20 protein-coding genes and 1 other RNA gene are annotated in these 22,347 nt (G+C 32.9%); all 21 read left to right on the top strand.

Going from position 1 to position 22,347, the window contains the following annotated elements; translation table 11 throughout:
* Nucleotides 1-20 precede the first annotated feature (20 nt).
* The 21 genes from mreB to prfA all read left to right on the top strand — a co-directional run bounded on the left by mreB (nucleotide 21) and on the right by prfA (nucleotide 22,337).
* A complete protein-coding gene (mreB, locus tag ACO5GE_RS00215) occupies nucleotides 21-1,040 on the top strand; it encodes a rod shape-determining protein MreB (RefSeq protein ID WP_484828902.1) in 1,020 nt (339 codons plus the stop codon).
* A gap of 66 nt (nucleotides 1,041-1,106) precedes the next feature.
* Complete coding sequence (locus ACO5GE_RS00210; RefSeq protein ID WP_484828901.1) at nucleotides 1,107-2,051, top strand: AEC family transporter; 945 nt, start codon at nucleotides 1,107-1,109, stop codon at nucleotides 2,049-2,051.
* A gap of 600 nt (nucleotides 2,052-2,651) precedes the next feature.
* Nucleotides 2,652-3,158 (top strand): tryptophan transporter, encoded by a 507-nt coding sequence (locus ACO5GE_RS00205; protein ID WP_484828900.1) that lies wholly within the window; start codon nucleotides 2,652-2,654, stop codon nucleotides 3,156-3,158.
* Between the two features lie 288 nt (nucleotides 3,159-3,446).
* On the top strand, nucleotides 3,447-4,004 hold the full coding sequence (locus ACO5GE_RS00200; protein WP_484828899.1) for a biotin transporter BioY: 558 nt from the start codon (nucleotides 3,447-3,449) through the stop codon (nucleotides 4,002-4,004).
* A 313-nt stretch (nucleotides 4,005-4,317) separates the two neighbouring features.
* Nucleotides 4,318-5,745, top strand: a complete 1,428-nt coding sequence (locus tag ACO5GE_RS00195) for an alanine/glycine:cation symporter family protein (protein WP_484828898.1) — start codon at nucleotides 4,318-4,320, stop codon at nucleotides 5,743-5,745.
* Nucleotides 5,746-5,873: 128 nt separating this feature from the next.
* A non-coding RNA gene (gene ssrS, locus ACO5GE_RS00190) (6S RNA) lies at nucleotides 5,874-6,056 on the top strand.
* Between the two features lie 178 nt (nucleotides 6,057-6,234).
* The gene (gene mtaB / locus ACO5GE_RS00185) at nucleotides 6,235-7,509 is read left to right on the top strand and encodes a tRNA (N(6)-L-threonylcarbamoyladenosine(37)-C(2))-methylthiotransferase MtaB (protein WP_484828956.1); all 1,275 of its coding nucleotides are present in this window, start codon (nucleotides 6,235-6,237) and stop codon (nucleotides 7,507-7,509) included.
* Between the two features lie 34 nt (nucleotides 7,510-7,543).
* Nucleotides 7,544-7,879: a histidine triad nucleotide-binding protein gene (locus tag ACO5GE_RS00180; RefSeq protein WP_484828897.1), complete on the top strand. Its 336-nt coding sequence runs from the start codon at nucleotides 7,544-7,546 to the stop codon at nucleotides 7,877-7,879.
* Between the two features lie 618 nt (nucleotides 7,880-8,497).
* Nucleotides 8,498-9,034, top strand: coding sequence for a bifunctional pyr operon transcriptional regulator/uracil phosphoribosyltransferase PyrR (gene pyrR, locus ACO5GE_RS00175; RefSeq protein WP_484828955.1), 537 nt, complete (start codon nucleotides 8,498-8,500; stop codon nucleotides 9,032-9,034).
* Nucleotides 9,035-9,047: 13 nt separating this feature from the next.
* Entirely contained in the window at nucleotides 9,048-10,292 is a 1,245-nt protein-coding gene (locus tag ACO5GE_RS00170; protein ID WP_484828896.1) for a uracil-xanthine permease family protein, read from the top strand.
* A gap of 178 nt (nucleotides 10,293-10,470) precedes the next feature.
* Entirely contained in the window at nucleotides 10,471-11,694 is a 1,224-nt protein-coding gene (locus tag ACO5GE_RS00165; protein WP_484828895.1) for a dicarboxylate/amino acid:cation symporter, read from the top strand.
* 219 nt (nucleotides 11,695-11,913) lie between these two features.
* Nucleotides 11,914-13,275 carry a 16S rRNA (cytosine(967)-C(5))-methyltransferase RsmB gene (rsmB, locus tag ACO5GE_RS00160; RefSeq protein ID WP_484828893.1) on the top strand — a complete coding sequence of 454 codons (1,362 nt, stop codon included), beginning with the start codon at nucleotides 11,914-11,916 and terminating at the stop codon, nucleotides 13,273-13,275.
* A 12-nt stretch (nucleotides 13,276-13,287) separates the two neighbouring features.
* On the top strand, nucleotides 13,288-14,325 hold the full coding sequence (gene rlmN / locus ACO5GE_RS00155) for a dual-specificity RNA methyltransferase RlmN (protein WP_484828892.1): 1,038 nt from the start codon (nucleotides 13,288-13,290) through the stop codon (nucleotides 14,323-14,325).
* 5 nt (nucleotides 14,326-14,330) lie between these two features.
* Nucleotides 14,331-15,077 carry a Stp1/IreP family PP2C-type Ser/Thr phosphatase gene (locus tag ACO5GE_RS00150; RefSeq protein ID WP_484828891.1) on the top strand — a complete coding sequence of 249 codons (747 nt, stop codon included), beginning with the start codon at nucleotides 14,331-14,333 and terminating at the stop codon, nucleotides 15,075-15,077.
* 21 nt (nucleotides 15,078-15,098) lie between these two features.
* On the top strand, nucleotides 15,099-16,997 hold the full coding sequence (gene pknB / locus ACO5GE_RS00145; protein WP_484828890.1) for a Stk1 family PASTA domain-containing Ser/Thr kinase: 1,899 nt from the start codon (nucleotides 15,099-15,101) through the stop codon (nucleotides 16,995-16,997).
* A gap of 27 nt (nucleotides 16,998-17,024) precedes the next feature.
* Nucleotides 17,025-17,915 (top strand): ribosome small subunit-dependent GTPase A, encoded by an 891-nt coding sequence (rsgA, locus tag ACO5GE_RS00140; RefSeq protein ID WP_484828889.1) that lies wholly within the window; start codon nucleotides 17,025-17,027, stop codon nucleotides 17,913-17,915.
* 46 nt (nucleotides 17,916-17,961) lie between these two features.
* Entirely contained in the window at nucleotides 17,962-18,615 is a 654-nt protein-coding gene (gene rpe, locus ACO5GE_RS00135; RefSeq protein WP_484828888.1) for a ribulose-phosphate 3-epimerase, read from the top strand.
* A 29-nt stretch (nucleotides 18,616-18,644) separates the two neighbouring features.
* Nucleotides 18,645-19,307, top strand: a complete 663-nt coding sequence (locus ACO5GE_RS00130; RefSeq protein WP_484828887.1) for a thiamine diphosphokinase — start codon at nucleotides 18,645-18,647, stop codon at nucleotides 19,305-19,307.
* 171 nt (nucleotides 19,308-19,478) lie between these two features.
* A complete protein-coding gene (locus ACO5GE_RS00125) occupies nucleotides 19,479-20,366 on the top strand; it encodes a DUF1385 domain-containing protein (RefSeq protein ID WP_484828886.1) in 888 nt (295 codons plus the stop codon).
* 39 nt (nucleotides 20,367-20,405) lie between these two features.
* On the top strand, nucleotides 20,406-21,245 hold the full coding sequence (gene prmC, locus ACO5GE_RS00120; protein WP_484828885.1) for a peptide chain release factor N(5)-glutamine methyltransferase: 840 nt from the start codon (nucleotides 20,406-20,408) through the stop codon (nucleotides 21,243-21,245).
* Between the two features lie 27 nt (nucleotides 21,246-21,272).
* The gene (gene prfA / locus ACO5GE_RS00115; protein ID WP_484828884.1) at nucleotides 21,273-22,337 is read left to right on the top strand and encodes a peptide chain release factor 1; all 1,065 of its coding nucleotides are present in this window, start codon (nucleotides 21,273-21,275) and stop codon (nucleotides 22,335-22,337) included.
* The last annotated feature ends 10 nt before the right edge of the window (nucleotides 22,338-22,347 follow it).

Raw genomic sequence — 22,347 nt, 5'->3', positions numbered from 1 at the left:
TTAAGGAAGAGAGGAATATTATGAAATTTACACCGGATATCGGAATCGATTTGGGAACTGCGTCTGTATTGGTTTATGTAAAAGGAAAAGGAATTGTATTGAATGAGCCATCTGTTGTTGCAGTCGATACTTCAACAGATACAATTTTGGCAGTTGGAGAAGAAGCTAGATCTATGCTTGGAAGAACTCCAGGAACCATAGTAGCTACAAGACCTTTGAAAGAAGGCGTTATTTCTGATTATGAAGTGACAGAAAAAATGTTGAAATACTTTATTGAGAAAGTAACAGGAGGCGTTAGCGTATTTAAGATTTTCAAACCGAAAATTATGGTATGTGTGCCTTCAGGAGTAACAGAAGTAGAGAAAAAAGCAGTTATTGATGCAACAATGGATGCAGGAGCTAGAGAGGTATTTTTGATTGAAGAGCCAATCGCAGCTGCAATTGGTTCGGGAATTGATATTTCTAAACCGACCGGTTGTATGGTGGTAGATATCGGAGGTGGAACTACAGATATCGCTGTTATTTCTCTAGGAGGTATTGTTGTAAGCTCTTCTATTAAAGTTGCAGGAGATCAATTTGATGATGCGCTAATCAAATATATGAGAAAACAACATTCTATGTTAATCGGAGAGAGAACTGCAGAAGTTATGAAAATGGCAATTGGTACTGCATTCCCTCGTGATGAAGAAGTTGTATTGGATGTTAGAGGAAGAAACTTGGTATCTGGATTACCAGAAGTTAGATCTATTTCATCGTCAGAGGCACTGGAAGCATTGACTGAATGCGTCACGCAAATTGCCGATGCAGTTCATGTTGTATTAGAAAAAACTCCACCTGAGTTATCTTCTGATATCAGTGATAAAGGAATTCTTATGACAGGTGGGGGCTCTTTGTTATGGGGATTAGATAAATTGATTTCCAAGAGAACCGGTATTGATGTATATGTTTCAGAAGATGCAGTTTCATGTGTTGCGAGAGGAACAGGTGATGCATTAAACTCTCTTAAAACATTGTCAAAGAGTTCATACAAAAAAAGATAGTAACCCTTATAGTGCATATTGTTTTTGAATATGCACTATGTTTTTGTCTATAGAGAGGAGGAATATATGGAGAGTTTTTGGGTATCGTTTAATGCTGTTGCACCTTTGTTGCTTTTGGTGGCATTAGGTTTTTATTTAAATCAAAAAGGATTGTTGGCCGGAGAAGTTTTATCGACAATCAATTATTTATGTTTCCATTTGTTTCTCCCTTTTTTACTTTATACAAATATTATTCATAATGATGTAAAAAAATTATTAAATCCGAGATTGTTCTTTTTTGTCGGGGGAATGGTATTGTTTATCTTTATTATTACCAGTTTGTTTATTCCACTGGTTGAAAAAGATTCAGGTTCAAGAGGTGCTTTGATACAATCTCTTTTCAGAAGTAATTATGTTATTTTGGGTGTTCCACTGAGTTATGCTATTTATGGGGAACAGGGAAGTGCCATTGCATCAATGTTGATAGCACTGGTCATTCCTATGTACAATGTATTAGCTGTAATTATTTTAGCAATTCATGGAACACAAAATGATGATGAGAAAAAAGAAAATATCTTGATAAAGATTGCGAAGAATCCATTGATTAAAGGTTGTTTCTTTGGTATTTTAACCTTACTGTTGCCTTTTGAAATTCCGAAATTTTTAGATACAACAGTATCAAATATTGCCAAGATAGGATCTGCATTGCCGATTATTCTGTTAGGATCTGCATTGAATTTGAAAGGTATGAAAAAAAATGTGTTGAAACTGAGTTTAGCAGTATTTGGAAAGCTGATTATCATTCCTGCAATTGCAATTCCAATCAGTATATTGTTTGGATTTCGTGGAGCAGAACTGACAGTAATTTTGACCGTATTTGCTACACCGCCTTCAGTATCGTCAGGAATTATGGCAGAGCAGATGAATTGTAATGGAGAATTGGCATCGGAAATAATCGTTTTGGCATCTATTTTTTCCTTTTTATCTATTTTTCTATGGGTATTCTTTTTAAGTTACTATCAGTTATTGTAATGAGAGAATAGTATTTAGAATCATAGACACTGTCTATATAATACTTTTTCTAACATAAATGAAGTGCTATCTTTAGCATAACGGAAAACAATGTGGATTTTAGAAAATTTAGAAAATTTATAAATACAAGGCTTGACACTTTCATAAAAGATTGGTAAGATATACAAAATTAAATCATTCTCATTGAATAGGAGTAGTATTTTTGGAAGAAAATGTAGAGAGTCGGTGTGTGGTGAAAACTGATTTTTCAGAAAAGAAGAATGGACCTATGAGAGTAAAGATGAAAGGCTTATGCTGACTAGTTGGAGCGTGTTCCTCACGTTATAGGGGTAGAGTATGATTGTACTTGAAGTTGAGATGAATGACTTATATTGATGTTTTGAATTAAGTTATTTAAGAAGGATGGCACCGCGAATTTTAAACCATTTGTTCCTTTGTAGATAGAGGAACGAGTGGTTTTTTTTATGGGATAGATAAAAGGAGTGGTTTGTATGTTGTGAACAGTAAAAATGGTGAAAGAGTTCTTGTTAAAAGTGATACTTTATACATGAACATATCGGTGGATGGGATACAAAATAGATAGGAGAAAGGATATTTTAAATGAAAACAAAAAATATGATTATAACAGCATTATTATTAGCAATTGGAATGGTATTACATTTTATTACACCTCCGGTGTATGGTGGAATTAAACCCGATTTTTTACTAAGTTGTATGTTTATCGCTATTTTGATTCAGGATGATTTTTCAAATGCTCTTGCAGCAGGTTTAACTGCAGGAATTATGAGTGCTATGACAACTTCTTTTCCGGGTGGTCAAATTCCTAATTTACTCGAAAAGCTGATAACAGCAGTATTTGTATTCATATTGGTGAAAAAAATTTATAAAAACAATATTAATACAATAAAACTAATTCTTTTAGCTGGAGTTGGAACTTTTGTTTCCGGAGTACTATTTTTATCTTTCGCCTACATCTTAGTGGGATTACCGGCTCCATTCTATGCTTTACTGGTAGTAGGCGTTTTACCGGCAATTATTTCCAATATAGTAGCCTCTTTAGCAATTTATAGGGCATTTATTTCGATTAAAAAAAGTCGAATAATATAAATTTTACAAGTAATGATATTATTTCATGATACAATTTACATTTTCGATTGCATCGTAAACAGTTTTGACGAAAAGGACTCATTAAATAATGTAGTAGAGCATATTTTTGAGAATGACTGATGTTGTAATCTCTGTTTAGGATCTTGATAAATTCATATTTCTAAAAAAAATTTTTTGTACTGACATTATATTGTAAAATAATAGTATATCAAAATTGACAAAAAGAAAGAAGTGTGCTATATTCAATAATCAAGATTATGATAAAATAAGAAGATGGGAGATTTGAGCATGGGAATTACAAAAAAACAGTTAAATACTAGAAATTTAATATTGGTGGCGTTGTTTACTGCACTAACTGCAATTGGTGCTTTTTTAAGAATACCGATGCCGATGGTACCGTTTACTCTTCAAAATTTATTTTCAACTTTGGCAGGTTTATTGTTGGGAAGTTATTTGGGATCAATGTCGGTAGGGATTTATGTTTTATTGGGATTGTCCGGAGTACCTGTTTTTACCTCCGGTGGTGGAATTGGTTATGTTTTCCAACCGACTTTTGGATATCTGCTTGGATTTATTGTAGGTGCATGGGTAACAGGAAAAGTAAGAGAGAGTATGAGCAATATTACATTCAAGAATATGATGATTGCAAACGCATCAGGTATGGCTTTGATTTATGTGATAGGAATAGGATACTATTATTTGATGGCAACCTTTTTGCTTGGTCAAGAAATAGGAGCGAAGGTTTTGTTAGTTAAATTTTTCTTGATGACATTACCGGGCGATGTTGTAAAATGTATACTTGCTTCAATACTTGGTGTAAAACTACTAAAAGTGTTTCAAGTGTAGATTTAGTTAGAATCGAATAGACGTCAGATTGAACGAAATAGTTAGAAGCGATGTTTTTGATTACTTCTAACTATTTTTATGTCAAAGAAATCTTGAAACTAGAGATTTATATGGTGATAGAGTGTAACGATGAAGTTAATAAAAATGAAATATGACATACTAATTATAAAAAAACTTATATTTATACAAAAAAAAGATTGATTTACATCTAATTTAAATGTATAATATGTCTTATAAATTAAATAGGATGATTATTAGAACATTCTTTATCAATTAATATGTGAATTTAGAAGTGGAAATGAAGGAGGAAATCATGGGATTTATTTTGGAAATTAACTCCAAGATTGGAGATATAGTTTGGGGTTGGCCAATGCTGATTTTGTTGGTGGGAACAGGTATTGTGTTAACTCTAAGATTAAGATTTATTCAAATTAGAGGGTTTGTCTATATCATTAAAAGTACATTATTTAAAATGTTTTCGAAGTCAAACGATGGTCATGGAGAAGTAACAGCGTTTCAAGCTGTTGCGACTGCCTTAGCGGCAACGGTTGGAACAGGTAATATTGCCGGTGTTGCGCTAGCGATAGCTATCGGTGGACCTGGAGCTATCTTTTGGATGTGGCTATCTGCTTTCTTTGGAATGGCGACAAAGTTTTCAGAAGTAGTATTAGCTATCGTATATAGAGAAAAGAATCAAGACGGCAGTATTTCAGGTGGACCGATGTATTATATTAAAAATGGAATCAAGATGCCTTGGTTGGCAAAATTCTTTTCTGTATTTGGAATGCTTGCTACATTTGGTGCAGGTAATATGACACAGTCAAATGCTGTTGCTGCTGTTTTGAATCAAACTTTTGGAATTAATAAATTATTAGTAGGTTTCGTATTATCTATTTTGGCAGGAATTGTTATTATTGGCGGAATCAAAAGAATTGGAGTGGTAACTGAAAAATTAGTACCATTTATGGCGGCCTTCTATATTATTGGTTCACTCATCATCATTGGAAAAAATGTTGGAGAAGTTCCAAGAGCGTTTGGTTTGATTTTTGGAAGCGCATTTAGTACACAAGCAATGACAGGAGGATTTGCAGGTGCTTCTTTAAAATTGATGATGAAAATGGGAATTGCTCGTGGAGTGTTTACAAATGAGGCCGGACTTGGTACAGCTCCTATTGCACATGCTGCGGCTACTACAGACCATCCTGTTCGTCAAGGTATGTGGGGAATTTTTGAAGTATTGATGGATACGTTGATAATTTGTACCATGACTGCGCTCGTTATTATTGTGACAGGTCAGTGGAATAGTGGATTGCAGGGAGCAGTTCTTACAACAACTGCATTCGAAACAGGATTAAAAGGTGGAAGTTTCATTGTAGCTCTTGGATTAACATTCTTTGCTTTTTCAACTATTCTTGGATGGGCATACTATGGAGAACGTTGTATGGAATTCTTGTTTGGAAAAAAATCTGTTATTTTCTATCGAATTGTGTTTATTCCTGCAGTAGTAGTAGGAAGTATTGGAGGATTACAAGAAGTTTGGGCAATTTCTGACACATTGAACGGTTTGATGGCAATTCCTAACTTAGTTGCAATCTTTATGTTACAAGGTGTTGTAGTATCGATGGTAAAAGATTTCTTTGCAGATCCTGATTATGTTAGAGAATCTCACCATGAGTATATCAGTGCATTACCAATCACAGAAGAAGATAAAAAAGAAGTTGGAAACTTAATTATGAAATAAGGAAGAAGTGTTTTGAGTTATGTAATTGAAGTTACATAATCAAAACACTTTTTTGATGAGGGACATATTAAATTTAATATCTATTACACTTTATCATTTTTTAAAATAATGATATAATATAGAAAACAATTAATCTGGAATGTTCGTTTGTGCCTATAAATTCAACCGACATTATTATTTAGGGAGCTCGATTGCAGTTTTATCTAATGACCTGCCTTCTTGAAAGGACTTCAGCAGTAATTTGCAGGGCACCCACCTGAGTTGAGCTCGGGCATGAATTTACAGGTGTGTGACGGCATTCTGGATTTTTGCCTTTTTATTAAGAATAAGTGAATTGGATTAAATTCTATGGAAGGAGATGCTTTCATAGAAATTATTTTTTAGAAGGGAAAGTTAGTCACATTGAATTTGATCACAACGATAAAAGATTATACAAATAGTCATATAGAATACAACGAAGAACATGTAGTACATCCGAAAGTTGCATTTATGACATTGGGCTGCAAGGTAAATCAATATGAAACTGAAGCGATGGAAGAGTTGTTTTTGCAAAATGACTATGATTTAGTCAATTTTGACGATGTTGCAGATGTATATGTTATTAATACATGTACTGTTACTGCAATGTCGGATAAAAAATCAAGACAGATGATACGACGCACTAAAAAAATAAATCCAAATGCTATTGTAGTTGTAACCGGTTGTTATTCACAAAAATCACCTGAAGATATTATGAAGATATCAGAAGTGAATTTAGTGATGGGAACTTCCAATCGAAATACGATTATAAAAGAAGTTTTAAGAACATCTCCACAAGATAAAAGAGTAGTTGTTGATGATATCATGAAGAGAAAAGATTTTGAAGAAATGAATATCACAACAGCAGGTGATCATACAAGAGCGTTTGTAAAAATTCAAGATGGGTGTGATCGTTTTTGTACTTACTGCATTATTCCTTTCACAAGAGGTCCGGTAAGAAGTAGACCATTAGAGAATATTGTTTATGAAGTGCAGAAATTAGTAAATAATGGTTATAATGAAGTGGTTTTGACAGGTATTCATGTAGCTTCTTATGGAAAAGATACAAAAACAGAAACTTTGATTGATGTCATAGAGCGTTTGTCAACGATTGATGGATTAGAGAGAATTCGCACATCTTCCGTTGAACCGATTATTATTACGGAGGATTTTTTACAGAGAGTTTCCAAAGTTCAGCAGTTTTGTCCTCATTTTCATCTTTCGTTGCAAAGTGGATGCAACAAAATATTGAAGAAGATGAATCGAAGATATACAGTAGAGGAATATAAGGATGCAGTTGATCAGATTAGGAATACTTACTCTTATCCTGCAATCACTACAGATGTGATTGTTGGATTTCCTGAAGAGGAAGAGAGTGATTTTGAAGAAACTAGAAATTTTTTGGAAGAACTCAAATTATATGAGATGCATGTATTTCCATATTCACCGAGAGAAGGGACTGTTGCATACAGCAGGGGAGAAACGGTATCCAAGGAACAGAAGCACATTCGTAGTAATAAGTTAATCTCTATCAGTAATAAAAATAAGAAAGAATTTATGCAATCTCAAATAGGACAGATTCTTCCGGTATTATTTGAGACAAGAGAAGGAAATGTTTGTACCGGACATACGATGAACTATATGAAAGTGAAGGTTGTTACAGAAGACTCTGTTGAAAATAAAGTCTGTGATGTACTGTTGAAAGAAGTAAAGGAAGATTATATTGAGGGTGTTATTGTTTCATAATAAATCATAAATATGAGTGATTGGAGGGAAAGAGATGAGTTGTTTATTTTGTAGCATTGTGTCTGGAGAAATTCCGTCCACAAAAGTATATGAGAATGAATGGGTTTATGCATTTAAGGATATTGATCCACAAGCTCCGGTTCATATTGTGTTGATTCCAAAAGAGCATTGTGCGAATTTTATGGAGTTAAAAGATATGAAGATTATGTCATATTTGGGAGAAGCAATTCAAAAAATTTGTGTCCAAGAAGGAATTGATCAGAATGGATTTAGGGTTGTAACAAATTGTGGGAAACAAGGTGGTCAGACTGTAGATCATCTGCATTTTCACATTCTGGGAGGAAGAAATTTAATGTGGCCACCAGGCTAACATTTCTGATTTGAAATATAGGAATGTGTATTTTGAATTTCGTAGATTATGAATTGGCAGTAGAACTTATGATGAATTTTTCTTTATTTCAAAAATTGATTTCACATCAAGTAAAGAAATTGTTATGATACGTCGATAGAATATGAACTTCAGTCTAACAGGGATTGTTAGATGATACGAAATTGTGGAATGTTAAAAACAACAATTTCAATAAAGATGATCGTATGATAGCGTATTGTAATAGAGAAGTAGGTATACTAAGAGGATTGAAACAATTTATTGCTTATAGAAACATGAAATAATGAATAAAGCAGTTATCCAACAGAACAAATGATATATTGTTTACGTAAGATGATTTCTGTGTGACATCTATCGTTTAAGTGAGATGTTTTCAATAAATATTGGATAATCCTAACGATTTTGTTTATTTTTTATCATAAAATATATTGCATATTTAATAAAAGTAGAATATAATATTCTATTGAAAAATAGAAAAATCCTTTAATTGATGTACGAGATACACAGAAGGAAATGCAAGTTTGTAAAGTTTGAGCTTTCTGTGTCTTTTGGTGCAGAAAGCTTTTTGTTGTGAAATCGGAAAGGAGGAGATGAATATTGTTGAGAGAAAAAGCGATGATTATGGATCAAAACTCTATGGAAAGAGGAATTACTCGAATCAGCCATGAAATTTTAGAAAAAAATAAAGGTGCAACAGATATTGTTATTATAGGAATTTATCGTAGAGGAATTCCACTTGCACAGAAGATAGCAAAAAAAATATTTCAAATAGAAAATACTAAAGTGTTGGTTGGCGGAATTAATATAACCAATTATAGGGATGACATTCAGGAAAAAAATATTAAAAATATTGAAAATGATATTTCCAAGCTAGAGGTTAGCGGAAAGAAAGTCATTTTGGTAGATGATGTACTTTACACCGGAAGAACAGTTCGAGCAGCCATGGATGCACTGATAGACATGGGCAGACCTAAGTCGATACAACTTGCAGTGTTGATAGATAGAGGACATCGAGAATTACCGATTCGAGCAGATTATGTTGGAAAAAATCTTCCTACATCAAGAGAAGAAATTGTCAACGTATATTTAGAGGAAATTGATCAAAAAACCGGAGTTTTTATTTTAGAAAAAGAATAATGGAGGAGTTCTTATGACAGATAGTAAAATAGTAGAAACAGTTGGAGTGGATATTAGTCAAGATACAACACCTACACAAAAAATTATATTGGCGCTACAACACTTGATTGCTATGTTCGGTGCGACAGTACTAGTTCCTATTTTAACCGGATTAGATATTTCTGTTGCTTTAGTGTGCGCAGGGGTAGGGACTTTGATATTTCATATATGTACAAAAAAGAAAGTTCCTGTTTTCTTAGGTTCATCATTTGCCTTTATTCCGGTTATTGTTGCGGTAGGAGAGCAATATGGAGATTTGAGATATGCTCAAGGAGGAATTGTGGTTGCCGGATTATGTTATGTATGTTTATCTTTTGTTGTAAAGAAGATAGGCGCAGAAAAAATCACAAAATTCTTTCCACCACAAGTAATAGGACCTATGATCATTGTAATTGGGTTTAATTTAATTCCTACTGCATGTGGAATGGCATCCAATCACTTCTTAGTGGCTTTTGTAACTTTAGCAGTTGCGTTAGGGATTGCGAAATTAGGAAGAGGTTTTTTGAGACAGCTTGCAATTATTATTGCAGTGGCGACCGGATACCTATTATCTTTAAAATTCCATATTGTTGATACTTCTATCATTACAAGTTCTTCTTGGGTTCAAGTTCCGAACTTTACTTTTCCTAAATTTGATTTGGGTGCTATTTTAATCATCGTTCCTGTTGTCTTAGCTGTTTTTATGGAGCATGTTGGTGATATTACAACAAATGGAGCTGTTGTAGGTAAAAATTTTATAGAAGATCCGGGTTTGAATCGCACCTTGCTTGGAGACGGACTTGCAACAATATGTGCAGGTATGTTGGGAGGACCTGCAAATACTACTTATGGTGAAAATACCGGCGTATTGGCAATTACTAAAAATTATGATCCTGGAATATTAAGAATTGCTGCTGTATTTGCCATTGTTTTAGGAACAATTGGAAAAGTTGGTGGAGTATTGAGAAGTATACCTGTACCGGTTATGGGAGGAATCTCTTTGATGTTATTTTCAATGATTGCCTATATCGGTTTCAAAAATATAAAAGATAAAAAAGTTGAGATGAATCCAAAAAATATCTTTATCATGGCAACGATTATTATCATTGGGTTAGGTGGACATATTGGATTAAATATTGCAATTCCAATCACACAAAACGTTTCCTTGTCAGGATTGAGTTTAGCTGCTTTAGTAGGTATTATTTCAAATTCTATCTTATATAGAAAAGAACTAGTATAAGGTTATATTAAGAATAGCAATAATCATATAGGAATAGCAAATTAGACAAAGGGATATTTTCTAATTTGTTATTTCTTTTTTTGTTAAATATGAATTGAAGAATTGACATAGTTGTAATATTACTAGTATTATGGTCGATAGGTATTATCATATTTGAAATAGAAAGGAATTATATGTTATGTTCAGTAATCTATTTTTGAAGAAAAATTTATATTTTAGAATAGCTATCGGTTTTGTTGTAGGGATTTTTTTTGGTATTTTTTTTCCTGCTATATCTAAAAATTTGAAGTTTATAGGTGATATCTATTTAAATTTAATAAAAATGATGATAGTTCCAATTATCTTTTTTTCTGTAACAACAGGCGTGTTGAACTTGGGTAATAGAAATGATTTTAAAAGAATTGGTTTCAAAACAATTTTTCTTTTTATTGCTATGTTTTTTGTATCATCAGCAGTGTCATTATTAGTTGCTTATGCAATTCAACCGGGACATCATTTGACATTAGAAAATACTCCGGTTTATACTGGAGAATTGGCAACGCCTTCTGCTGTTGACTTTTTCTCTAATATTGTTCCCAGCAATATTATCGATGCTATGGCAAAAGGAAATATTTTGTCTGTAATTTTATTTTCAGCATTGTTTGCAATAGCATCTGTTTCGATAGAAAAAGAATCAGAGAAAGTTAGAGAACTGTTACAGAGTTTTTCTGCAGTATTTTTTAAGATTTTAGATTATATTATGGAAACTTCTCCGATTGGAGTAGCGGCTTTGATGTCATATTCTATTGCAGAGTATGGACAAGGGATTTTTACGGCATTGAGTAAGTATATTTTGACAGCTTATTTTGCTTGTATTGCTGTATTTATTATTGTGATGCTTATACCGACACTAGTCTATACAAAAATTTCATTTAAGAAATTTATTTCAGGACTCTCCAAAATATGGTTGGTGACATTATCTACAACAAGTTCTGCTGCTGCGTTACCGACATCACTAAAAATAAGTAAAGAAGAATATTCTGTTCCTGAAGAAATTAGCAACTTTGTTCTTCCGTTAGGTTGTACCATAAATATGTGTGGAGGAGCAGCTTCTTTTTGTTGTTTAGCTGTATTCGTATCCGGTTTTTACAACATTACATTCACTTATGAACAAATAGTTTATTTTGTTATAATTGCTACTTTGATTAATATGGGTGCTCCGGGAATCCCGGGAGGAGGAATTATTTTAGGTGCATCTTTCTTGTCCATCATTGGATTACCATTTGATTTGATGGGGCCTATAGCGGCATTCTATAGATTGTTGGATATGGCATTTACTACGATGAATGTTACAGGAGATATTGCTGCAAATTTATTGATTGCGAAGTCTGAAGAAAAACACAGAAAAAAGAGTTCTTCATAAAGATAGTGTATGAACATTCTAATATGGATTATAAAACTCAAGTTTCAAACAGAGACAATTTGATTATCTTGTCTCTGTTTTTTAATTCAAAAGTTTTCTTTCCTGTTCCATTCATCCATTGAAATACGCTAATGTTACATTATTGAATACGAATGGTATTTATGGTATCATGGAAAGAAAAATATAATGTTTTGTCATGCTTTCAGAAAGGAAATCCTATTGAAAAAACAATCGTTAAGAAAAGAAAAAAAGAATACGCCACTTTCTATCAGAAGATTGGCTTATGATAGCGTTTATGCAGTAAAGTATAGAGGAGTTTACTCGAATCTATATATTTCTCAATCAATTAAAAAGTATAGACTGATGGATAGAGATAGGGCTTTTTATACAGAGTTGGTTTATGGAACCTTGGAAAATATTAGATTCTTAGATTATGTGATTGATAAGTTTTCAAGTGTTAAAGTTGATAAACTTTCTAGAGAAGTTTTGACTATTTTGGAATTATCTTTATACCAGATTCATTGTATGTACGGTGTTCAGAATTTTGCAGTAGTAAATGAAATGGTTAATTTGACAAAAAGTGTGTGTTACAATCCAAGACTATCTTCTTTTGTCAATGGAGTTTTGAGAAATATTTTAAGAAGTCCTGATGCTTTCGATATTCTTCTACCTCCAGGAAAAAAAAGACTTAGTATTGAATACTCTGTAAGTGAATGGATTTCAGAAATGTTGATAGATCAGTATGGTTTGGAAGAAACAGAGAATATTTTATATGCATTGTCACAACATCCTACTATCTTCCTTAGAGTCAATATAAATAAAATTACCCCTAAGTTATTGAAAGAGAAACTATATTCTTTAGGTGTTGATACAGAAGAGGTAGTAGGATTTGATAATCTATTGCAAGCAAAGTATTTTAAAGGAATCGAAAAAAATGAGTATTTTGTGGAGGGCTATTTTACAATTCAAGACATCAGCTCTATTTGTTGTATAAAAGCACTTTCGCCCAAAATGGGAGAAAAAATATTGGATATTTGTGCAGCTCCGGGAGGGAAAACAACAGCAATTGCAGAAGTAATCGGTAACAATGGTAGTGTTTATGCTAATGATAAGGGAGCAAACAAGCTCAATTTGATTTCCGATAGTGCAAAGAGATTATGTTTAAATAATATTAAACTTTCAGATATAGATGCTTGTGATTTTCAAGAGAACTGGAAGGATATGTTTGATAGAGTGTTAGTAGATGTTCCATGTTCCGGCTTGGGAGTGATTCGAAGAAAACCTGAGATTAGATATAAACAGGAAATAGAGTTCAAATCATTGTATCCTATTCAAAAAAAGATTTTGGAGAATGCTTCACAATATGTAAAAAAAGACGGGATTCTTATTTATAGTACTTGTACTTTGAATAGAGCGGAAAATCAGGAGGTTGTTCATCAATTTCTATCAACTCATACTAATTTCATATTAGAGGATATGACAATTCCGACATTTGGAGAAGTACACGGAATGGTTGAGTTATTACCAAGTAAAGGTCAGTGGGACGGTTTTTTTATCAGTAAGTTAAAGAGAATACAGTAGGAGTTTGATGATATGTGTGTTGATTTGAGAAGTATGGAATATTATGAAGTAGAAGAGGCGGTATTAAGTTTAGGTGAAAAAAAATATCGTGCCAAACAAATCTATAATTTTTTAGCCAAAGGAGTTTCTTCTATAGATGAGATGCATACACTTTCAAAAGACTTTAGAGAAAAATTAAAAGAGCATTACTATATCTGTAAAACTGATATTTACCATAAGCTTGAATCTAAGATTGATGGGACTCGAAAGTATTTGATTGAATTAGGTGATGGCAATTTAATTGAAACTGTTCTGATGATATATAAAAACGGACCTTCTATTTGTTTATCTACACAAGTAGGATGTAGAATGGGTTGTAAATTCTGTGCATCTACAGTAGATGGTCTGGTAAGAAATCTAACACCGGGTGAAATCATTGGTCAAATGATTGCTGTTCAAAAAGATTTAGGAGAGAGAATTGCAAATATTGTAGTTATGGGTTCAGGAGAACCGTTTGACAATTTTGAAAATTTAGTTAAGTTCTTGAAATTGGTTCATGAGGATCATGGATTGCAGATAGGTTATCGACATATCACAATATCCACATGTGGTCTTGTTCCAAAGATTAAGGAGATGGAACAGTGGGGAATACCAATTAATTTAGCAATTTCTTTGCACCAGGTAGAACAACATAGAAGAGAAGAAATTATGCCGATTGCAAAGATCTATAATATTGAAGAATTGATTGCAACAGGGAAACATTATGCGAATGTCACAAAAAGAAGAGTTACTTATGAGTATGCTTTGATTGAAGGTGTGACGGATTCTTTGGAAGACGCACATAAACTGGGGAAATTATTAAAAGGAAGTTTATCTTTAATCAATCTTATTCCAATAAATCCAATTAAAGAAAAAACTTTTAAGAAGCCAAATTTGCAAAGAGTACAGGCTTTTCAAAAAGTTTTATTAAACTATCACATCATTACGACCGTTCGAAGGGAATTAGGGTCAGATATTAACGGAGCTTGCGGACAGCTACGAAGAGATGTCATTGATCGAGATAAGAGGTGAATCATTTGAAGTATAGTTTGTTGAGTGATAAAGGCAATGTAAGAGAAATGAATGAAGATTACTCTAAAAGTATGAAAGTATCTGACAATGCTCATTTGTTCCTTCTTGCAGATGGAATGGGAGGACATAATAAAGGAGAGGTTGCAAGCAAACTTGCTGTAGAGTCTGTTGTAGAATATTTTCAACGACATATGGAAACAATCTCTAATCTTTATGAAAAAATAGATCTTCCTAAAATTCAGGAGTTTATAAAAAGAGCTATTATGTTTTCAAATGAGAGGGTAAATAAAGAGTCGTTGAAAGAAGATCAACGTGGAATGGGTACAACTCTTGTGGTATCTTATCTCACAAAAGAATTTGTTGTAATGGCTAATATTGGTGATAGCAGGGCTTATTTATATTGTGACAATACTTTCGAACAGGTTACAAATGATAATTCTTATGTTGAAGAATTGGTTAAACTAGGAGTGATTTCTAAAGAAGAAGCACGAAATCATGACAAAAAGAATATTGTGACAAGAGCGATTGGAACCGACTCCAGCGTAGAAATTGATTTCTATCAGCGGGAAATAAAGGAAAAAGATATTTTGTTGATGTGCAGTGATGGTTTGACTAATATGTTGAAAGATTTTGAAATAAAAGAAATCTTGGATAGGAAATATCTCCCTTCTTTTTGTTGTGAACAACTCATAAAAGAGGCAAAACAAAAAGGTGGATATGACAATATTTCTATCATTTTGGTTTATCTTTAAAATGATGAATACGAGGGAGCAGTGGAGAAATTGATAGGAAAAATTTTAGGAAATAGATATGAGATATTAGAAAAGATAGGCGAGGGAGGTATGTCCGTTGTCTACAAAGCAAAGTGCCATAGTTTAAATAGGATTGTTGCAATTAAGGTGCTAAAACAGGAATATTCCGATGATGATGAGTTTTTAGTTAAATTCAAAAACGAGGCACTCTCTGTTGCTAAGTTGAATAATGGAAATATCATTAATGTGTTCGATGTAGGACAAGAAGAAAATATTTCTTATATTGTAATGGAGTATGTAGATGGAAGAAACTTGAAAGAGTTATTAAAAAAACAAAAAAAATTTCCTGTAGAAAAAGTTCTTGATATCTCAAAACAAATTGCAATGGCATTAGAAGAAGCACACAATAAAAAAATCGTTCATAGGGATATCAAAGCGCAAAATATTATGCTCACCACAAAAGGTGTAGTAAAAGTTGGAGATTTTGGGATTGCAAAAGCTGTGAGCAGTTCGACAATTACTGCATCAGGAGCAATCATGGGCTCTGTTCATTATTTTTCACCGGAACAAGCACGTGGAGGATTTGTTGATGAGAGAAGTGATTTATACTCTTTGGGGATTATCATGTATGAAATGGTAACCGGAAGACTTCCATTTGACGGAGATAGCCCTGTTAACATCGCTTTAAAACATATTCAAAATGATATTAGTTTCTTAGAATCTGATGATGTTCCTTTGGAATTACAAGATATGATAATGAAATTAACTCAAAAAAATCCGGATAAACGCTATTCCAGTGCAACAAGTTTGATTCGTGATATCAGTTATTTACAGGATGGAAAAAAAGTTCATAGGTATTCTTATGATGAAGAAAACGATTATAGCACGAAAAAAGTACCAATTATAAAACGAGATGATTTTTATAAAAACGAGAGATTGAATATCGAAGAAGATTCTGAGATTGAACTTGAAAAAAAGGGAAATAAAAAACCTTCTATTGTTACAATACTTGCTATTATAACTGCAATAGGGTTACTGGGAATTGTTTTTTCAATGAGAGGTTTTTTATTCCAATCGTCAAAAAATACAATTCCGGTTCCGCACATTATAGGTATGTCTGAACAAGAGGCAAGAGAAACTCTTGAAAGAGTAGGTTTACAACTTAATGTGGTAAAAACTGAGCCTAACACAAAATATGATAGCGGTCAGGTGACTGATACAAATCCTAATGAAGGAATTAAAGTTCCAAAAGGTACGATTGTAAATGTCATTTTAGCAGATTCTTCAAAAGAAAAAATTACTTTAGAAAACTTTGTAGGACAAGATTTTTCTGAGGTGGAGAAAAAATATCTTGGGAAATTACAATTTAAAACAGAATTTATACCTAGTACAGAACCGACAAATAGGATTTTAGAACAACAACCATCAGAAGGAACAGAAGTAGAGTTAGGAAGTCAAGTGATTCTGTTTTTAAGTAAAAATGCAAACGATATTCCAATTTCTGTTCCAAGTGTAATTGGGAAAGATGCATCTGAAGCAAAGGGAATGCTTTCTTTATTCAAGGTGTCTGAAAGTTATAAAGAGGATAAAGATCAACCGGAAGGGGTTGTGCTATCGCAAAAACCGGAAGAGGGAGAGCAAGCAAAACCGAAATCAACAGTGCATATTGTTGTAAATAAGTATGAACGTCCAAAAATTGTGACAAAACAAATTGTAGTTACTTTGCCACGAGATAGTGAAGTTGTGTCTGTTAAGATAACAGATCAAAGTTCATCCAAGGTGATTTTTAATAGGAATGTTACAGTATCAGATGTAGATGGAATATTATCATTGGATGTCGAAGGATTGCAGGGGGAAACTAGAAGGTTTGAAATTGAGGTTGATTCAAGTTTTTACGATACAACAGAAATCAATTTTTAACATTATATTAGAAAGGACAAATCAATTATGTTGGAAGGAATTATTACGAAAGCAATATCATCCTTTTATTCAGTAGATACGGAGGAAGGAGTGTTTCTCTGTAAGGCAAGAGGGCTGTTTAAAAATAAAAAACAATCTCTACTTGTTGGTGATAGAGTAAACATTGTTATTACCGATAATGTTGCAAAAGAAGGAGTAGTTGAAAAAATAATTCCAAGAACAAATATTTTGATTCGTCCGTCAGTTGCTAATGTCAGTCATGCTCTATTGTTTTTTTCTATTAAAAATCCTGATCCTAATCTATCATTAATTGATCGCTTTATTGTTTTAGCACAAGAACAAGAATTGAAAATTACACTTTGTTTTTCTAAAGCTGATTTAGATGATGGAACAAAGTTACAAAAATTATTGGATATTTATAAAAACATCGGTTATCCTGTTATTTCGATTAGTACGTATGATAATAAAAATTTGGATGAACTTAAGAGTACTCTCAAAAATCATATTACAGTAATAGCAGGACCATCTGGTGCGGGAAAAAGTTCTTTTATTAACACGTTAAGTAAGAATTTCAATATTAAGACAAATTCTGTGAGTAATAAAATCGGTAGAGGAAGACATACCACAAGACATGTAGAGTTGATGAGGATAGAAGCTGACTCATGGATTGCTGATACACCGGGATTTAGTTCATTATCTTTGTCACATATTCCATATAATGAGTTAAAAGAATATTTTTTAGAATTTCATGACTATGATATAGATTGTAAGTTCTCTAACACTTGTCTACACTACAAAGAACCGGGGTGTTGTGTTATTGATGCTGTGAAAAATAATGAGATTTCTTCGGAGAGATATCAAAGTTACTTGCAATTATTGGAAGAAATTAAAGAGAGTGAGAGACGAAAAAATTGGTAATGAATAGCGTGTTACTATATAGATTTTAAAGATAGGGGTAATTGTTATGATAAAATTAGCACCATCTATACTTTCGGCAGATTTCAGTCAGTTGGCAGAAAGTGTGAGAGAAGTTGAAAATGCAGGATGTGAGTATTTGCATATTGATGTGATGGATGGACATTTTGTTCCGAACATCACTTTTGGAGCTGTTGTTTTTGAAAAACTGAGAAAGAAATCAAATATGATTTTTGATTGTCATTTGATGATTGAACAACCTGATTTATACTTGGAGGATTTTTCAAGGGCAGGAGCTGATATTATTACAGTTCACCAAGAGGCCTGTATTCATTTGAATCGTACTATTCATCATATCAAAGAGTTAGGTTGTAAAGCCGGGGTGGCAATTAATCCTGCAACACCACTTGAAACTCTGGAGTATGTGTTACAAGATATTGATATGGTTCTAATCATGAGTGTAAACCCGGGATTTGGAGGTCAAAAATTTATTCCTCAGTCAATAGATAAAATCAAAAAATTAAAACAAATGATTGATTCAAAAAATTATACTGTTGATATCCAGGTAGATGGTGGTGTCACTGTAGACAATATTCATGACATTGTGAAAGCGGGAGCAAATATATTGGTTGCAGGCTCTGCAATTTTTGGAAAAGAAAATATTCAAAAAGCCGTATCTGATTTGAGAGATTCAGCAGTATAGTTTTGAAGGACAGGAGTACAAATCAAAAGATGAGCCTTTTAGAGAACAAAACAGCTATATTATGGAATGGAAATTTGCGAGATACAGAATTTATTGTTTCGCAGTTAAATCATTTTGATACGATTATCTGTGCGGATGGAGCTGCTGATTTCTTGAAAGAAAATGGTTATTTTCCTAAAGTTATCATTGGAGATTGTGATTCAATTTGTGAAGATACATTACAATACTTTCGTGAAAGACAAGTTGTATTTTTAGAATTTCCAATGGAAAAAGATTTTACAGACAGTGAGCTTACAATTCGATATTTGATTGAACAAGGTATTTATCATGCAACCGTATTCGGTTTTTGTGGGAATAGATTGGATCACAGTATCGCGAATTTAGGTTTGTTATACTATGCTGTTAATCAAGGGATGTCATTAATTTATACATCTCGAAGCAATAGAATTATGTGCCTAAAACCGGGGACTTATTTTTTTGAGAACCAACAGAAATTTTATTTTTCTTTGGTTTCTCTTTTTGGAAGTGTAAAGAACATTTCATTATCCGGTGCAAAATATTGTCTATCCTCTTATACAATGAAGCAGGGAGAAACAATTGGTATTTCTAATGAATATTTACAAAATATTTGTTTGGAGTTTGAAGAGGGCTATTTACTTGTTATAGAGAGTGAGAAAGAGATTTCTATATAATATTTTCTTTTGATATATGGTATAATGACATTGCTGAAAAAAGTTAAAAAATAGAGTTTTGCTTTTGATATTGAAGTAAGTTGTGCTGATCTTGACAATACGGTTTGTAATGTCAGTAGAGATTGTAAGATATGATTTTAATAGTAATTCGAAAGAACAAGGAGTATATGAATGAGAGAAGCGGTCGGTGGACAAGCGTTAATTGAAGGTGTAATGATGCGATGTGGAAAGAAAAAAGCTATAGCCATTCGCAAGCCTAATGGTGAGATTTTTACAAAAAAATTGAAACCATATATCCTTTTTGAAAATAGTGTAATCTACCAAATTCCATTTATCAGAGGTATTTTTATTTTGATAAATTCCATGATAGAAGGCAGTAAAGATTTAACTTATTCTGCTAGTTTTTTTATGGAAGATGAAGAAAATTCTAAATTGGAACAATGGTTGGAAAAGTTTTTTGGAAAAAATACGCAAAAGATAGTGGATGGAGCAATATTTATATTTTCTTTTCTTTTTGCAATGTTTCTATTTGTCTTTTTACCTACAATGATAGCGAGGAATCAATTGCAACACACGTGGTTTATTTCTCTCAAAGAAGGTATCGTTAAAATATTGCTGTTTATTGCATATTTATTTTTGGTATCCCGAACAAAAGATATTCATCGTGTTTTTGAATATCATGGTGCAGAGCATAAGAGCGTATTTTGTTATGAACAGGGAAAACCTCTTACTGTAGAAAATGTTAGAAAAATGAGCAGATTCCATCCGAGATGTGGTACCAATTTTATTTTTTTAATTTTGATTGTATCTGTCCTGGTTTTCTCGTTTGTGAATGTAAGAGTTGTATTGGTTAGAAGTGTGATTAAACTGGCGTTATTTCCGGTTGTTTCTGGTATTTCTTATGAGATTCTCAAAATAGCGGGATGTAGAGATTTTTTTGCAATTAAGTTGTTTGTTTATCCGGGAATGTTATTGCAACATATTACGACACAAGAACCGGATGATAGTCAAATAGAAGTGGCAATCTCAGCACTTTTAGCAGCAGTGGAAGAATCATAATCATGATAGTAAAATCATAAAAAATAGTAAGGAAGTTTAATGAATATTAAAGAATTATTGCAAGAGGGACAACATCTATTAAAAAGTAGTTCATCAAGTGCTATGCTGGATGCACAATTATTACTCATGTATGTATTACAAGTGGATAAGTTATACTTAATGATTCACGTGAATGAAGAGGTTCCGGTAAACAAAATTGAGGCATATAGGGAACTTTTAGCAAAAAGGAGACAATCTGTTCCTATTGCATATCTAATTCATAAGAAGCCATTTTATGGAAGAGATTTTTTTGTTTCACCTGGGGTTTTAATTCCAAGACCGGATACAGAAACCTTGATTGAAAAAACATTAGATAATATATCAAACAAAAAAAAGGTATCCGGGATAGAAATAGGTTGTGGAAGTGGAGCGATTTCAGTTACTTTACTTTTAGAACATTTGTCATTGTCTATGGTAGCAACTGATATTGAAGAAATTCCTATTGAAATTACATCTAAAAATGCACATTTGAACAATGTTGAGAGTCGACTAAGATTGATTAAAACAGATTTATTTGATGGAGTTGCTTTAGAACATGTTGATTTTATCATATCAAATCCACCATACATCGCGTATGATGACTTAGGGAACCTTATGAAAGATGTGGTAGAATATGAACCGAAAGTTGCTTTGTTTGCAGAAGAAAATGGGACTTTTTTTTATCGAAAAATACTGGAGGATGGAAAAAAATTTTTGAAAGAAGATGGTTTTGTCGCATTTGAGATTGGATGTACACAAGCTGAAAAAGTGAAGGAATTATGTTTGAAAGAAGGGTTTGAACATGTTTCTGTCCATCAGGACTTGTATGGATTAGATCGTGTTGTAATAGCCTTTAGATAAAAAGCTAATCAAGATGGAGGAATAATAATGTTTGACAATTTAGAAGCGTTAGAAGAAAAGTACGAAGAGTTAAATAAAATTGTGGCAGATCCGAGTACCATGAATGATATGGACAAATGGAAAGCTTATATGAAGGAAATATCAGATACAGAGCCAATTATTCAGAAGTATAGAGAATTTAAACAGACAAGAGATGATATTGAAGGTTCTAAACAAATATTGGAAGAAGAAAAAGATGAGGAATTAAGAGAATTGGCAAAAATGGAATTATCCGAAAAAGAAGAGTTGATGGAAAAAGTTCAAAATGAACTAAAACTACTTTTAATTCCAAAAGATCCAAATGATGAAAAGAATGTTATTGTTGAAATTCGTGGAGGAGCCGGAGGAGATGAAGCAGCACTGTTTGCAGGAGTACTGTTTAGAATGTATTCTATGTATGCATCGACACGTAATTGGAAAGTAGAGATGATGTCTGCAAATGAAACAGGAATAGGTGGATACAAAGAAGTTGTATTCATGATTACAGGAAAAGGAGCTTATTCGAGATTAAAGTATGAATCCGGAGTACACAGGGTACAGCGTGTTCCTGAAACAGAATCCAGTGGTAGAATTCATACGTCAACATCAACGGTTGCAGTTCTTCCGGAAGTAGATGATGTTGAAGTAGAAATTGATATGAACGATGTTAGGGTAGATGTTTTTCGTTCTTCCGGAAATGGTGGACAATCCGTTAACACTACTGACTCTGCGGTTCGTTTAACGCATAAACCTACAGGAATCGTAATTTCTATGCAAGATGAAAAGTCTCAGCTTAAAAATAAAGAAAAAGCATTTAAAATTTTGAAGGCGAAATTATATGATTTAGAGTTAGAGAAAGCACAAAAAGAATTGGCACAAGAGAGAAAAAGTCAGGTAGGATCAGGGGATCGTTCTGAAAGAATCAGAACATATAATTATCCTCAAGGGCGAGTAACTGACCATCGTATCGGACTGACATTATATAAATTGGAAAACTTTTTGAATGGAGATATCGATGAGATATTAGATGCATTGATCACGACTGACCAAGCTGAAAAGCTACAATCCGTTTAATTGTTGAACA

It is taken from the genome of Filifactor sp., from assembly GCF_057248345.1.
This window is presented reverse-complemented; position numbering and strand designations above follow the sequence as displayed.

Bases quoted from the DNA above. Each gene is read 5' to 3' on its own strand.
- ACO5GE_RS00200 (WP_484828899.1), top strand. From the start codon at position 3,447: ATGGGAATTACAAAAAAACAGTTAAATACTAGAAATTTAATATTGGTG.
- mtaB (WP_484828956.1), top strand. From the start codon at position 6,235: ATGACATTGGGCTGCAAGGTAAATCAATATGAAACTGAAGCGATGGAA.
- ACO5GE_RS00130 (WP_484828887.1), top strand. From the start codon at position 18,645: ATGAGCCTTTTAGAGAACAAAACAGCTATATTATGGAATGGAAATTTG.
- prmC (WP_484828885.1), top strand. From the start codon at position 20,406: ATGAATATTAAAGAATTATTGCAAGAGGGACAACATCTATTAAAAAGT.
- prfA (WP_484828884.1), top strand. From the start codon at position 21,273: ATGTTTGACAATTTAGAAGCGTTAGAAGAAAAGTACGAAGAGTTAAAT.
- rpe (WP_484828888.1), top strand. From the start codon at position 17,962: ATGATAAAATTAGCACCATCTATACTTTCGGCAGATTTCAGTCAGTTG.
- ACO5GE_RS00195 (WP_484828898.1), top strand. From the start codon at position 4,318: ATGGGATTTATTTTGGAAATTAACTCCAAGATTGGAGATATAGTTTGG.
- ACO5GE_RS00180 (WP_484828897.1), top strand. From the start codon at position 7,544: ATGAGTTGTTTATTTTGTAGCATTGTGTCTGGAGAAATTCCGTCCACA.
- rlmN (WP_484828892.1), top strand. From the start codon at position 13,288: ATGTGTGTTGATTTGAGAAGTATGGAATATTATGAAGTAGAAGAGGCG.
- ACO5GE_RS00205 (WP_484828900.1), top strand. From the start codon at position 2,652: ATGAAAACAAAAAATATGATTATAACAGCATTATTATTAGCAATTGGA.
- ACO5GE_RS00210 (WP_484828901.1), top strand. From the start codon at position 1,107: ATGGAGAGTTTTTGGGTATCGTTTAATGCTGTTGCACCTTTGTTGCTT.
- rsgA (WP_484828889.1), top strand. From the start codon at position 17,025: ATGTTGGAAGGAATTATTACGAAAGCAATATCATCCTTTTATTCAGTA.
- ACO5GE_RS00165 (WP_484828895.1), top strand. From the start codon at position 10,471: ATGTTCAGTAATCTATTTTTGAAGAAAAATTTATATTTTAGAATAGCT.
- ACO5GE_RS00170 (WP_484828896.1), top strand. From the start codon at position 9,048: ATGACAGATAGTAAAATAGTAGAAACAGTTGGAGTGGATATTAGTCAA.
- ACO5GE_RS00125 (WP_484828886.1), top strand. From the start codon at position 19,479: ATGAGAGAAGCGGTCGGTGGACAAGCGTTAATTGAAGGTGTAATGATG.
- mreB (WP_484828902.1), top strand. From the start codon at position 21: ATGAAATTTACACCGGATATCGGAATCGATTTGGGAACTGCGTCTGTA.